This window comes from Polaribacter vadi, from assembly GCF_018861005.1.
In the GTDB taxonomy this organism is placed as follows: Bacteria; Bacteroidota; Bacteroidia; order Flavobacteriales; family Flavobacteriaceae; genus Polaribacter; species Polaribacter vadi_A.
In genome coordinates, this window is sequence record NZ_JAHKQL010000031.1 from 30,657 (window position 1) to 44,967 (window position 14,311).

Genomic DNA, 14,311 nt, shown 5'->3' on the forward strand with positions numbered 1-14,311 from the left:
TTTCAATTAAGAAATGGTATTAGAAGTTGAAAACGATATTTCAGAAACTCACTCAATATTTAATAACAATGTTATAAGATATTTGATTTCTAAATCTAAAAATATAACATATTATGAAAAAAAATACATTTTTTCACGAACACATAATCTATAAATGCATTGTGAGTAAAACAAATTTACTTTACTTATTTATATTTACCATAAGTTTATCTTATGCACAAATACCAACAGCAAATCTAGTTGCCAGATATGATTTTAGTGGTGGGTCACTTAATGATGCTACTGCTAACCCAGCGCATTTTGTACCAACGGGAAGTGCTAGAACAAATATTAATGACAGATTTGGCAATGCCAATGGAGCTATTTCCTTAAATGGTGATGATTTAAGGAGGGGAGATATAGAGTTTAATACGACATCTTCTAGTCCATATTTACCACGAACCATTAGTTTTTGGCTAAATACCACTACTAATGATAGTAATGTTAGAATTCTTTATAATGATAACAATCAAACTAGTATGGGTGATACAGACTTTATTGGGTTAACAGCTTATTTACAAAATGGAAAAATAAATGCAGCAAACAGAGTCGGAACAAACGGTAATATATTTACGCATCCAATAGATATATCTGATGGTAATTGGCACCATATAGTAATCCAAGGATTTACAACAATAACAGGGTCAACAACATCTGGTCAAAAATCTTTTTCCACATTTATACATGTAGATGGTGTAAAACATGGAGCTTCTGGTTACAATGTTACTGGTGGAAATATTAGTCCAATAGTTAATAGACATTCTGGTAATATCTCTTTTTCACGTTTAAAAACCACCTCACTTCCTGCTAATAATAAATACCTAGATGGCATAGATGAAGTATTGTTTTATTCACGAGTATTAACGGATTTAGAAATTGTAACAATGGCTGCGGATAATGGAGGTGGTTCTGGTAATAGTACTGTCTATTATGTTAACTCTAACGCAACAGGAAATAACGATGGTACGAGCTGGACAGATGCGTATACAGATTTACAAGATGCTCTAATTAACGTTACATCTAATGGTCATCAAATATGGGTTACCTCAGGGACTTATAAACCAGATGTTTCAGATAGAGATGCTAGTTTTAAAGTCTACACTAATGTGTATGGAGGTTTTGATGGTACAGAAACTAATTTGTCTGATAGAGATATGAGTCTTATACATACAACTAATGCCACTATTTTAAGTGGAGATTTATTAAACGATGACGACACTACTGTAGATTTTAACGATTCAACTAGAGATGACAACAGTAAACATGTGGTTGAAATCTACTCAAACAATATTGAAATTAACGGTTTAACAATTAAAGATGGCTATGCTGATGATACAGGTGGTGATGATAGATTTGGTGCAGGTATTTTTAAAAGTACATCGGTACACTCTACGACAATAAAAAACTGTATAATAAAAAACAATGTAGCCTTTACAGGCGCAGGTTTATCATTGACAACCTTAACCACTTCAAATATTATTATAGACGCTTCTATTATAGAAAATAATTTAGCAAATACAGCCTCTGGTTTAGATTTTCATTTGTCTGGAACAAACGCTAGTATGAATATTTCTATAACTAATTCATTATTTAGTAATAATCAAACAGATGATGATTCCTCAAAGGGCAGAAAAGGTTCAGGAGCATCTGCGGGAAGGTTACGCGCATTTTTTAGCAATGTAGTTTTAAATGCAACACTAGTAAATAATACATTTGCTAACAATAGTAGTTTAGGAACATCAAATAGTCCTACAGATTATCCTACTCTAGATATTACACGAGCCTCGGGCGATTTTGGTGACATAATTGTTTCAAATAATATTTTTTGGGGCAACACAGAAAATGGAGGTGTAACAGCAAAGGCAATCGGAAGATCTAGTAGTAATTCTTTGATTACAACAAATGCTAATCAAGGCTACATTCATAATATATTTAATAATATAGATGAAGATGATTTTTCTCTTATTACAGGAACAACTGGTACTATTAATGCAAATCCAAATTTTAATTCAAGTTTTGAGTTAACTTCTAGTTCACCAGCAATAGATTCTGGTGATAATACTTTTATAACAACAACTTCAGATTTATTAGGTAACCAACGTATTTTTAATACTACTGTAGATAGAGGTGCTTACGAGTTTGGATCTACACCTTTAGGAGTGTCAGATTTCGAAACAAGTTTAGACAAAATTCAATTGTATCCAAATCCAACTTCGGGTATTTTGAATATTCAAATGAAATCACCTTTAAAAAACGCGACCGTGTTTAATATTCAAGGTCAAAAAGTAATAGAAAGCTCTTCATTACAATTGGATGTTTCAAATCTATCATCTGGAATGTATGTAATTAAAATTGAAGATGAAAACGGTTTGGTTTCAACAAAACGATTTGTAAAAAATAATTAACCCTAATGGTTAGTAGTAAGAAGAGGCTGTGCTAGAAATAGTGCAGTCTTTTTTAAAAAACATGAAATATCTAAAACAATATAAATTAGAGTTCTTTCTGTTTGTATTCTATGCAATAATGGCACTTTTAATATATAAGATTTAGAAATAAATATAGTCAACCATTTTTAGAACATGAAATACCTAAGACAAAATAAATGAATAAAACTATTTTGCTAATTCTACTTTTAGCTTCATTAAAAAGTATCGGACAAAAACGGGAATTAAACATTACAATTGACGAAAGGATAGAGACCATCTATTCAATAGCATTTTTAGATAATTATTTTCTAGTCAGTAATCACGATAATCTTTACAAATCAAAGTTAAAAAATAATTTTAAAGATCTGAGGAATCATAAGGCAGTAGCTTTGTTTGATACATTATCTAAAAAACACGGTTTTAATTTTAATAATGTTACAGATTGGATGCTTCAGTTTGATAAATTTCCTGAACTGAATACAGTAAGAGAAGTCATAAATCCTGATTCTTTTGATGAAAGCAAAGGAGATTATCTAATAAAAAAATTCAAAAAAGAATTAATTTCCTTTAATCAAGATTCTTTATTTCAAGCCTATTTAATCGAAGTAAAAGAATTAAATGAGAAAGTAATTAATCAAGTTAAACAATCTAAATCTATTCAACATCTTCCAGCTTATTTAGAAAATTATTACGGAAGCGAATTGGGTTCTTATAATTTAATTCTTTCACCATTAGTTCATTCAGGAGGTTTTAATTCAAAATTTATAACAGCTGGAAAAAAAGAAGTTTATGCTATAATTGGACCCAATGGAGAAATTGAACACATCCCATATTTTGAAAAAGAATACCTTGAAATGGATATGATTTTACACGAATTTGGTCATTCTTTCGTAAATCCTTTAACAGATAAATTTCAAAATGAAATAGAAACGATTAAAGAAAAATATTATACTGAAAGTTTAAAAAAAGATGGCAAAGCCCAAGCTTATGGAGAATGGAAATATCTATATAACGAACTTGTAATAAGAGCAATAACAATAAGAATAGCAAATAAATATTTTGGTAAAGAAAAAGCTAAAGAACTTTTAAATTACGAAAAATCTATTGGATTTTCATTAGTAGGTAATATTGTAGAAATTTTAAAAGAATATGAGAACAACAGGGGAGAATATTTGAAATTAAGTGATTTTTATCCAATTTTAATTGAACGAATAAAATAAAAAACTTCTGTCTAGAACATCGTGTACAATTAATTGCTGTGTGGTTGCTTACTTACGAAAGTCCTCGCGACCTTTCTATTCAGTTTTAATTTGCTAACTTTAGTGTTTAGCCATGCAACTAAACATAAACAAGACGTTACCATACATACAAGTGAACATGGCTGTACTCAATATTTTAACGAAACAAATAAAATTGGGTATCGAATTAAACAAAACAAGTTCATAATAGTCAAAGAGATTAAAGGATACAGAAAATGAAATTATTTTTTTACACGACAGTTTTGGTAATGTTTATAAAACTGACCGCATTTGGTCAAACATACACAGGACCAATACCAAAACCTTCAAGTGGTTATGGTTCAGATGGTAGTTATTCTGTTGCAACTCAATCATTCGTAAACCCCAATTATCCAACAGAGAACGTTGTAATTTATTACCCATTAGGCATCACTTCACCTGTTCCTACAATATTTTATAGTCATGCTTTTGGTGGCAATGACCCAAATAATATTTCAGAATTTCTAAATTTTGTCGCTCAAAAAGGTTATGCCATTGTTTTTGTTCCTTATCAAACCATTGGAGTAACAATTACTGACAGATATGATAATCTGCTAAATGGATTTATTAAAGCAGCACAAGATTATCCAAGTATCATAGACACAACAAAAGTTGGTTTTGTTGGCCATTCCTTTGGTGGAGGAGCAGCTTTTGCTAATTCTTATCATTGCTTCAATACATTACAATGGGGACAATCTGGAAGGTTCATTTTTTCAATGGCGCAATGGTACACTTACAATATTTCGCAAACAGAGTTAAAGTCATTTCCTAATGATGTTAAACTTTTATCCATTGTATATGAGGATGATGTTACAAATGACCTAAGAATGACAAATGATATTTTCAACACAATTAATATTCCTACCTCAGAAAAAGACTATCTAAGAGTAAAGTCAAACACCATTGGTGAATATATTTATACAGCAAACCATGCTGTACCAAATAATGCTGCTTTTAACGCTTTAGATTATTATGCTTATTACAGATTGTTTGATGCCATGTGTGATTATACATTCAATGGTAACGAAACAGGTAAAGACGTTGCTTTGGGAAATGGAAGTATAAATCAAATTTCCATGCCTGGCGGACTAAGTAGTTTAATACAAAGTGATGCACCAACTTTTGCAAATGCAGAAAGCACTTACCTGTTTCAGTGTAATTCTACCCAAAATCCTAGATTAAGCCATTGTGATGAAATTCTTTCAGTTTCTGAAGAAGCAAAGCTTGAACAAATTGTAATCTTCCCCAATCCTACAAGTACTATACTTTATGTTGAATCGGAAAAACCTATTTCGAATATTGAAATATTCAATCAACAAGGACAACTTGTAACAACAGCATCAACAAAAAGTGTTTCAATTAATGAGTTACCTAGTGGCCTTTATATTGTAAAAATTAGATTGATAGACAAAAGTTATAGAATACAAAAATTAATAAAAAAATAACAGCAACTAATAATATTAATACTTAATTTCTTGGTAATAAATTAAATCAAGGACAAGAAGCTACAGAGTAAATACTTTTATTTGGTGCTAAAAAATTATGGCATTATTACTTATATTAAAGTAGTAATGCCATTTTTTATACATTCAAAATATTAAATTACAAAAGCACCCAAATACCTACTTGTTGCTGTAAGTGCTAAGTTGCTATTGGTAAAAGTTGCCCATACGTGTACAGTTTCTCCATAAAAAGAATCTTGAAAATCGAGTAAACAATTTTCGGTTTCACGCAAACTGTCCGTTATAAAATAAGCAAAATTATGTAATAGAGGCGCATACACCACCACCAAAAAGGTATCAGTAGAATAAGCTAGTCCTTGTGTACTATTATTTTTCCAAGTTATATTTAAATACCGAAAGTAAAAAAGATGCAAAAACACCTTTAAAAATAACCTTTACAAGAAACAGTAATATTTCTTTGCCTGTTTGGAACTTTTTAAAATAAGTTTCATCTTATTCTAAAATTATTGGGTCTCTTAACATCGCATTACATCTAAAAGAGATATAAAATAACAGTAAAAAGGTTCGGATTTATAATATAGAACTATTTATACTTTATACTGATATACATTTGTCAAATAATTGATAAACAAATGTTTTTTAATTTCTTTTTGGTCTATAAGATTTTAACTCTTTTATGGCAATAATTAAAAAGAACTTTTAATGATTTGTAACAATTTCAATTAAAAAAAGTCTATCAATACATACTAAAAAATATCATGAAAACCATTTTACAAAAAACACGCTACACATTTTTACTTTTAACATTGCTTGCCTTAACAGCTTGTAATAATAATTACTACGAATTATGCGAAACAGATGAAGCCTACATTCATATTCCAGATCAATATTTTGAAATAGAACTAATAGAACAAGGCATAGATTCTGATGGTATAATAAATCAACAAATACTAAAATCTGATGCAGAAAAAGTAACACGTTTAGATTTAAATCTTATTGCTAATTTTGGTGATATTAGTGATTTAACAGGCCTAGAGGGCTTTACAAATATTACTTATTTATCGGCTGCTAATCAAGAAATAGAAACTGTAGATCTAAGCTTTAACACCCAATTAGATACCATTTACTTGCTTGGTAATAAGTTAAAAAACATAGATTTAAGTAAAAACACCAATCTTATTTTTGCAGACCTACAAGCAAATAGATTTGAGGATAATAACTTAATTACAGGGCTATCTAATACAACCAATCTAAAAGATTTAGATTTGTCTTGGAACTACTTAACAGAGTTTAGTATCCATAACCAATCCTTAGAAGTTTTACACATTAGTCATAACGATTTGGTTACTATTAATACAGATGGTGCTACAAATTTAGCACATGTATTACTAAGCTCTAATCAATTAGAATCTGCAGATTTTACAACCAATATTTCTATAGAAACCTTACTAATTTCAGGCAATAAATTAGCAACCTTAAATTTAGAGAATAATACCAATTTAACCCATTTATATATTTCAAGTAATGCACTTACTAGTTTTGATGTTAGTAATAATAACAAATTAATAGATTTAAGAATAGATAGAAACCCGAATCTAACATGCATTAAGATTTATGATGGGCAATACATTCCTATAGTACAAAAGGCAGAAACTCAACAATTATCTGTAGAATGTAATTCATAATAAAACTTACTAAAAGTATATTATTTTAGTTTACATATACGAATACGTTGTTTTTATCATTTTGAGATGTTGGCTGTATGCAATAACTTTTTAGGCAGAAGTATATTAAACTACAACAAGCACATATTAATAATTTAAAATGAACAAAAAAAGTACTGCAATTTTAACTGGACTATCAATAATTATCATCGCTATTATTACAGCTTTTTCTATAGGATATGCTCTTACAGCCTTATATCAAAATAATCAAGACATATCCTTAAAAGTTCATATTAGAAATAATCACGAATTATATATACAGATGCTCTTTGGGTTATATATAATCCTTCTTTTAGATGTTGTAGTTTCATACAGTTTGTATAGGTATTTTAAAAATATCAATAAAAAAATAGCACTATGGGCTAGCTCAATACGATTAATTTATACGTTAACATTTGGGTTTTCAATTATATTTTTGATACAAAATGAACAAGTAAATGAATTGACAAACAGTAGTATTAACACAAACTATCATCAATTTATAAGCATCTGGAATGTAGGATTGATTATTTTTGGTGTACATATACTAATGATAGGTAAGCTAATGAAACAACACAAAAGTATTCCTAAAATATTAAGCTATATCACATTATTAGCAGGGCTATCCTATATTTTGGTACATGTTTTAAAATTAACGAATCCTACAGCAGAAATTGTTTTACATATAGAAATGGTATTAATAATACCCATGGCTTTAGGAGAACTTGGTTTGGCTATTTGGTTACTTTGTAAAGGAGCTTTAGAAACTACAAGAATAACATACCAAGAATAAACTAGTTAAATAACCCATTAACATTGGTCTTATACATTTTACCAATAGGCACAACAAAATCTTGAATATAAATACGATTGCCCTCAATACTACTAATATGTTTTTTTGCCACTGCAAATGATTTATGCACTTGCATAAAGTCATTTTTTGAAAGCAAAGCTAAAGTATCAGATATTTTTTCTCGAATAGAAATAGTATTTGTTTCTGTAAATACTTTGGTATAATTCCCAGAAGCCTCAATAAATAAAATTGAAGATAATTCCACTTGAATATAGCTATTGTTTTGTTTTAGAAAAATATGTTTTACAGTGGATTTACTAATGTCATTACTTTCTATAACTTGCTGTTTATTTTCAGTAGTTTTTATTTTATTTATCGCACTTAAAAAACGTTGGAAACTAAAGGGCTTTAATAAATAATCTAACACATTAAGTTCAAAACCTTGTATTGCAAACTCACTATAAGCAGTAGTTACTATCACTTTAGGCGGATTAGATAGTGTTTTTAAAAATTCAAAACCTTTTAATTTAGGCATGTTTAAGTCTAAAAATATAAGGTCTATTTCTTCAGTATTTAAAAAATTAATGGCTTCAATTGCATCATAGCAATCTCCTTTAAATTCTAAATTGGGTAGCATTTCACAATATCCTTTTATAATATCGTGAGCCATATGTTCATCATCAATAATTAGATATTTTATCATAATGTAATATTTAATTGGGCCTTATAAATATTGTCTTTTTTTGATGTAGATAATATATGCTTTTTAGGGTAAACAAGTTCTAATCTTCTTTTTAAATTATGCAATCCTATTCCTTTTTCTTCATTTTCTTCTGAATTGTCAAAATTATTTACAATTTCAAAATTTACCTTCTTATTTTTTTCAATTAAATTGATATGTAGAAAAGCATGATCTCTTAAATTTTCTACACCATGTTTAAAAGCATTTTCTAATAGAATAATAAAAAGCAGAGGCATTATTTCTATTTCATTATTATCTACATCAACCTTAAATTGAACATCAATATTTTTATGATAGCGCATTTTATGAAGCTCAATATAGTTTTCTAAATAGGATATTTCTTGAGACAGCAATACAGTTTCATTATCACCTTCATAAATACTATAACGCATCATATCAGAGAGTTTTAAAATAAGTTCTTGTGCTTTTTTAGCATCTTTAGCCACTAAACCATATAAATTATTGAGCATATTAAAAAAGAAATGAGGATTTACCTGACTTTTTAAATGCATTAATTCTGTTTTCTCCTTTTCACTTTTTAATTTTATAATAGATTTTATTTGTTTAAAAATCCAATAAAAAACTGTAATTATAACTACAATAAAATACAAGACAATAAACTCGACAAACCCTTCTTTTTTTCCAAAAAAATCATTAAATATTACAATAATCACCCCTATTAAAACAAGTAGTATTCTATAAGTTTTTAGGATTAATTTCTTATTCTGTTCTGATATTTTCAACTTCATAGGTCAATATTAATTAAATAAAAGACATCAAACAAATTAGTTGACAAACAGTCTTTGATTAGGGATAAACAATCTAAAAGATACTATTAATACCCTATATAACAGATATTAATACATATATCACTGATAAACCTACTTGTATCCCAACTATTTTTTAAAGGCTTAAAACACAGCTATGTTTGCCCTAATAAATCAAAAAACCAAGCATTATGGAACTTATAATAGACAATCTATCCAAGACTTATTCAAATGGCATTCAGGCATTACAAAACATCTCATTAGAAATACCAACAGGTATGTTCGGACTGTTAGGTCCAAATGGAGCAGGAAAATCTACACTAATGAGAACTATTGCAACATTACAAGATGCAGATTCAGGATCTGTCTTTTTGGGTGATATAGATGTATTAAAAGATAAAAACGAATTGCGTAAAACCTTAGGCTATTTGCCACAACAATTTGGTTTGTATCCTAAAATATCTGCAGAAGTATTGTTGAATCATTTTGCAGTTTTAAAAGGAATTTCTAATAAAGGGGAGCGAAATGATTTGGTAAAAGCATTGTTGCAAAAAACCAATTTATACGAAGTAAGAAAACAAAACTTAAAAGGTTTTTCTGGAGGGATGAAACAACGTTTTGGAATTGCTCAAGCTTTATTAAGCAACCCTAAACTTTTAATTGTAGATGAACCCACTGCAGGTTTAGATCCTTTAGAAAGAAACCGTTTTTATAATGTTTTAAGCGAATTAGGAGAACATACTGTGGTTATTTTATCTACTCATATTGTGGATGATGTAAAAGAACTTTGTACAGATATGGCAATCATAAATAAAGGCCAAGTTTGTTTAAAAGGAAATCCGATTCAGATACTAGAAAGTTTAAAAGACAGGGTTTATAAAAAAACAATTGAAAAATCAGAATTAAACGCTTATAAACAAAATTATAAAGTTATCAGTGAAAAACTGTTTTTAGGAAAACCAACCATTCATGTTTTAAGTGATGTGCATCCAGGTGATGGGTTTTCTCTTATAAATGCAGAACTAGAGGATGTTTATTTCTCTGAATTATTTAAAAACACAAACTTAAAAAGGAATTAATTATGTGGTATCAAATTTTTAAATTCGAAATACAATATCGTATCAAACGTCCTGATACTTATGTTTTCTTCCTGTTTTTATTCTTATTTTCTTTAGTTGGTGTCGATTTTATATTTCAAGGAACTGATTTTGGTATATTGAAAAAAAACTCACCAATTGTCATTGCAAAAACAATGGGAGCCATCACTGGGTTTTCTATGATTTTAGCGTCAATGATTATGGGTGTTTCTGTATTAAGAGACTTTGAGTATGAAATAGAATCATTGTTGTTTACAACTCCAATCAAAAAGAAAGATTATTTATTAGGACGTTTTTTAGGTTCTTTTACCATTCTCTTTTTCATTTTTTTAGGTGTTTTATTTGGGATGATTATAGGCGAATTTATGCCTTGGCACAATCCAGATAAACTATTAGATTTTAATGCTTTTGTGTATATAAAGACGTTTCTAATGATAACGTTACCCACCTTGTTTTTTGGAGCATCTTTGTTTTTTGTTACAGGTGCTTTAAGTAGAAACCTGGTAGTTGTTTACACACAAGGGATATTTATGTTTGTTATTTTTATGCTAACAAAAGCCATTACAAATGATTTTTGGCAAGCTATTCTAGATCCATTTTCATTAACAACCACATCTTTTGTTACAAATACGTGGACTCCTTTAGAAAAAAGCACACAGAGTATTCCATTTTTTGGAGCATTGTTCTTCAACAAATTATTTTGGATTGGTTTAGGGATTATAGCCTTGATCTATGGTTACAAAAAATTCGATTTTAATGTGGTTAAAGAAAAACGTACAAAAAGAAAACAAAAAAAGATAACAATTATCAACAAAGCCAATAATATTGGTGATATTATCATACCAAATGCAGTAAAACAATATGGTTTATTATCCAAATTTACACAACTAAAAGAGTTTTCTTGGTTTTATTTTATCAGCATTTGCAAACAAGCATCCTTTTGGGGAATTGTAATCTGTGGAATGCTAATTATATTAATTAACTCAGTAAACCTAGGTACAGTGTATGGCGTAGATAGTTATCCTGCAACCTATTTTATTGTTGAAGAATTGCAAGAAACTTCCATATTTTTCTTTATTGTGATTTTAGTATTCTATTCAGGTGAATTAATTTGGAAAGAAAGAGGAGCAAAGTTAGATCTCATCTATGATGCCTCTCCCATGTCTAGTTTTACAAAGTTGCTTGGTAAATTTATAGGATTGAACTTCATTTATATAGTATTAATGCTTTGTTTGATAGGTTCTGGTATTGTATTTCAAACAGTAAGTGGCTATTATAAATACGAATTTCAAGTATATTTTTATGGTTTCTTTCTTGAAATATTACCGTTTTTAGCTTTATATACTTTTATCGCATTTTTTATTCAATCTGTAGTAAATCATAAGTTTGTGGGTATTATGTTGGTGCTGGTATTTTTCATTATCAACATAACATTAGGTACCATTGGTTTTGAACATGATTTATTTGTTTTTGGTGGAAATTCTTTAGGAACGTACTCTGATATGAATGGATATGGGCATTTTATGAAGCGCTATCTATTTATTAAATGGTATTGGTTTTTATTTGGAATGCTACTTTTGGTTATTGGGTCTTTGGTGCATGTAAGAGGTACTGAAACCAATTTGATAAAACGAATTAAAGCTATGAAATATAGAGCAAGTAAGCCTCTTTTAAAATTTACAAGTTTGCTGTTGATCGTTTTTTTGGGTGTTGGAAGCTATATCTTTTACAATACTAATATTTTAAATGAATATTGGACCAATTCTGAAGCTACCGCTTTTAGAGTTGCTTACGAAAAAGAACTCAAACATTTTGAATACATACCACAACCAAAAATCGTAGATGTTAACTTACAATTAGAATTGTATCCAGCAGAAAGAAATTATACTGTAGAAGGATATTATATGCTCAAAAACACAAATACAACAGCTATACAAAACATTCACATTCAGAAGTTAATTGAAGAGAATGTAAAATTAGATAGCATTTCTTTTGATAAAAAATATGCAATTGATAATTCATATAAAAAGTTTGATTATTCAATCTTTACATTAAACAAAGCTTTAAAACCTGGAGATTCTATTAAAATGTACTTCAAGCAAAGTTTTACTACAAAAGGCTTTGAATTGGGTAATTCTAATGTAAAAATCAATAAAAACGGAACATTTTTTAACAACTCTGACTTACCAACAATAGGTTATAATAAAAAATACGAGCTTAGAGATCTTGAAGAGCGTAAGGAATTTGATTTACCAATTCGTACTGATAGAGCAGAACAAAAAGATAACAAAGAATTGGTAAATGCTAGAAATGGTAGTGATTCTGATGGTATTCGATTTGAAATGGTTATGGGTACTTCTGGAGATCAAACAGCTTTAGTTCCTGGAAAATTATTAAAAAAGTGGACTGAAAATAATCGGAACTATTTTCATTATAAAACAGAGAAACCAATCATTAACTTTTATGCTATAGTTTCTGCAACTTATGAAATTAAAAAAGAGCAATGGATATCTAGTTTAGATGGTATAAAAAAACCTGTGAATCTAGAAATTTATTATCACAAAGCACATACTTATAATATTGATAGAATGATGAATTCTATGAAGACTTCATTAGCGTATTATAGTCAAAATTTTAGTCCTTATCAATACAATCAATTACGTATTATGGAGTTTCCACGTTATCAAAAAATAGCACAATCCTTTCCAGGAACAATTCCTTTTTCAGAATCCATAGGTTTTATTTTAGATATTGATGATAAAAAAGATGTAGATATGGCATTTTATGTAACTGCTCATGAAATTGCACATCAATGGTTTGGTATGCAAGTAGAAGCAGCCAATGTAAAAGGACAATATTTTGTTTTAGAAACCTTGTCACAGTATGCAGCTGTAATGGTTCTTAAAGAAAAATATGGCGCTAAAAAAGTGCAACAATTCTTAGAACTACAAAAAGAAGAGTATAATACAGAACGTGTTAGAGCAACTTCTGAGCAATCATTGGCTTTGGTAGAAAATCAAGATTTTGTCTATTATGCCAAAGGAGCCATTGCCATGTATCAACTGCAAAAAGAAATAGGAGAGGAGCAAGTAAACAAAGCTTTAAGGCGTTTTCTAGAAGATTGGAATACAATAAATGGAAAACTAAAAACTAAAACAAAAAGATATGCAACTTCTCAAGATTTACTGAGCTATTTTAGAGCGGTTACACCAAAAGATAAACAATATTTAATTACGGATTTGTTTGAGAAAGTTACCCTTTTAGAATTAAAATAAAAACAACAAAAATGAAAACAATTGTATACAATTTTTTAAACAAACCCTATACAGTAATTCTAATAATGCTTATTGCGCCATTATTTGGATTTATTGACCGAAATTTCACTTTTTTCTTCCCTCTAGGTATTGTTTTTCTCCTTTTAAAAGGAAGTAAATTTGATTGGTCAAAATTTGGAATAGGACAGAAAATCACTAAAAAAACTGTTTTAAAGAGTCTACTATTTGCTAGTATTCTTTTTTCAATATTCACTTTTCTAATAGACCCAATACTAATAAATTGGTTTGGTAATTACGACCTTTCATCTATAAATGACATAAGAGGTGACTTCTTGGGGTATAGTATTTTATTATTGATTGTATGGGTGTTTGCCGCTTTTGGCGAAGAATTATTATTTCGTGGATACTATATGAAAGGATTAGCTAGGTTATTAGGAAATAACAATAAAGCATGGATATTCTCATCTTTTATAACTTCACTTTATTTTGGAATATCGCATGCATATCAAGGGTTAATAGGAGTTGTATCTGTGTTTCTATGGTCATTTGCAATTTCTTTACTCTTCAATAAAAACAGAAATAATTTATTGCTACTTGTATTAATTCATGGAATTTATGACACTATAGGAGTCACTTTTATTTATTTGAATATAGATCGTTTAATTTCTGAATGGGTAACACAGCTACTATTTTAAGTAAAATGCCATCAGCCCTAAAATATTGAAAGAA

Annotated in this window: 11 protein-coding genes; 8 read left to right on the forward strand and 3 right to left on the reverse strand. The window is 28.9% G+C overall.

All coding sequences use genetic code 11. From position 1 onward, the window contains the following. Positions 1–113: 113 nt before the first annotated feature. The 3 genes from KO506_RS13060 to KO506_RS13070 all read left to right on the forward strand — a co-directional run bounded on the left by KO506_RS13060 (position 114) and on the right by KO506_RS13070 (position 5,187). Positions 114–2,444 (forward strand): T9SS type A sorting domain-containing protein, encoded by a 2,331-nt coding sequence (locus KO506_RS13060; protein ID WP_215995367.1) that lies wholly within the window; start codon positions 114–116, stop codon positions 2,442–2,444. 197 nt (positions 2,445–2,641) lie between these two features. Then, positions 2,642–3,685, forward strand: a complete 1,044-nt coding sequence (locus tag KO506_RS13065) for a DUF4932 domain-containing protein (protein ID WP_215995368.1) — start codon at positions 2,642–2,644, stop codon at positions 3,683–3,685. Positions 3,686–3,939: 254 nt separating this feature from the next. Then, on the forward strand, positions 3,940–5,187 hold the full coding sequence (locus KO506_RS13070) for a T9SS type A sorting domain-containing protein (RefSeq protein WP_215995369.1): 1,248 nt from the start codon (positions 3,940–3,942) through the stop codon (positions 5,185–5,187). 152 nt (positions 5,188–5,339) lie between these two features. Here the strand turns inward: KO506_RS13070 and KO506_RS13075 are convergent, their stop codons facing one another. Continuing rightward, the gene (locus KO506_RS13075; RefSeq protein ID WP_215995370.1) at positions 5,340–5,618 is read right to left on the reverse strand and encodes a DUF6266 family protein; all 279 of its coding nucleotides are present in this window, start codon (positions 5,616–5,618) and stop codon (positions 5,340–5,342) included. A gap of 345 nt (positions 5,619–5,963) precedes the next feature. Between KO506_RS13075 and KO506_RS13080 the strand changes: the two genes are divergently transcribed. Both KO506_RS13080 and KO506_RS13085 read left to right on the forward strand, forming a co-directional pair. Further along, entirely contained in the window at positions 5,964–6,890 is a 927-nt protein-coding gene (locus tag KO506_RS13080; protein WP_215995371.1) for a hypothetical protein, read from the forward strand. Between the two features lie 139 nt (positions 6,891–7,029). Beyond that, complete coding sequence (locus KO506_RS13085) at positions 7,030–7,701, forward strand: DUF4386 domain-containing protein (RefSeq protein WP_215995372.1); 672 nt, start codon at positions 7,030–7,032, stop codon at positions 7,699–7,701. A gap of 1 nt (position 7,702) precedes the next feature. On the opposite strand, the gene KO506_RS13090 is transcribed toward KO506_RS13085, so the two are convergent. Together KO506_RS13090 and KO506_RS13095 are read right to left on the reverse strand one after the other, a co-directional pair. Further along, positions 7,703–8,404 carry a LytR/AlgR family response regulator transcription factor gene (locus KO506_RS13090; protein ID WP_215995373.1) on the reverse strand — a complete coding sequence of 234 codons (702 nt, stop codon included), beginning with the start codon at positions 8,402–8,404 and terminating at the stop codon, positions 7,703–7,705. Continuing rightward, positions 8,401–9,192 (reverse strand): sensor histidine kinase, encoded by a 792-nt coding sequence (locus tag KO506_RS13095; RefSeq protein ID WP_215995374.1) that lies wholly within the window; start codon positions 9,190–9,192, stop codon positions 8,401–8,403. Before KO506_RS13095 ends, KO506_RS13090 begins: the two co-directional genes overlap by 4 nt. Before the next feature lie 209 nt (positions 9,193–9,401). On the opposite strand from KO506_RS13095, the gene KO506_RS13100 reads away from it, so the two are divergent. The 3 genes from KO506_RS13100 to KO506_RS13110 are packed head-to-tail and all read left to right on the forward strand — an operon-like array spanning position 9,402 to position 14,277. Then, positions 9,402–10,289 (forward strand): ABC transporter ATP-binding protein, encoded by an 888-nt coding sequence (locus KO506_RS13100; protein WP_215995375.1) that lies wholly within the window; start codon positions 9,402–9,404, stop codon positions 10,287–10,289. A gap of 2 nt (positions 10,290–10,291) precedes the next feature. Then, positions 10,292–13,582 carry an ABC transporter permease/M1 family aminopeptidase gene (locus tag KO506_RS13105; RefSeq protein ID WP_215995376.1) on the forward strand — a complete coding sequence of 1,097 codons (3,291 nt, stop codon included), beginning with the start codon at positions 10,292–10,294 and terminating at the stop codon, positions 13,580–13,582. An 11-nt stretch (positions 13,583–13,593) separates the two neighbouring features. Further along, entirely contained in the window at positions 13,594–14,277 is a 684-nt protein-coding gene (locus tag KO506_RS13110) for a CPBP family intramembrane glutamic endopeptidase (RefSeq protein WP_215995377.1), read from the forward strand. The last annotated feature ends 34 nt before the right edge of the window (positions 14,278–14,311 follow it).

Bases quoted from the DNA above. Each gene is read 5' to 3' on its own strand.
- KO506_RS13065 (WP_215995368.1), top strand. From the start codon at position 2,642: ATGAATAAAACTATTTTGCTAATTCTACTTTTAGCTTCATTAAAAAGT.
- KO506_RS13090 (WP_215995373.1), bottom strand. From the start codon at position 8,404: ATGATAAAATATCTAATTATTGATGATGAACATATGGCTCACGATATT.
- KO506_RS13110 (WP_215995377.1), top strand. From the start codon at position 13,594: ATGAAAACAATTGTATACAATTTTTTAAACAAACCCTATACAGTAATT.
- KO506_RS13080 (WP_215995371.1), top strand. From the start codon at position 5,964: ATGAAAACCATTTTACAAAAAACACGCTACACATTTTTACTTTTAACA.
- KO506_RS13070 (WP_215995369.1), top strand. From the start codon at position 3,940: ATGAAATTATTTTTTTACACGACAGTTTTGGTAATGTTTATAAAACTG.
- KO506_RS13060 (WP_215995367.1), top strand. From the start codon at position 114: ATGAAAAAAAATACATTTTTTCACGAACACATAATCTATAAATGCATT.
- KO506_RS13105 (WP_215995376.1), top strand. From the start codon at position 10,292: ATGTGGTATCAAATTTTTAAATTCGAAATACAATATCGTATCAAACGT.
- KO506_RS13095 (WP_215995374.1), bottom strand. From the start codon at position 9,192: ATGAAGTTGAAAATATCAGAACAGAATAAGAAATTAATCCTAAAAACT.
- KO506_RS13100 (WP_215995375.1), top strand. From the start codon at position 9,402: ATGGAACTTATAATAGACAATCTATCCAAGACTTATTCAAATGGCATT.
- KO506_RS13085 (WP_215995372.1), top strand. From the start codon at position 7,030: ATGAACAAAAAAAGTACTGCAATTTTAACTGGACTATCAATAATTATC.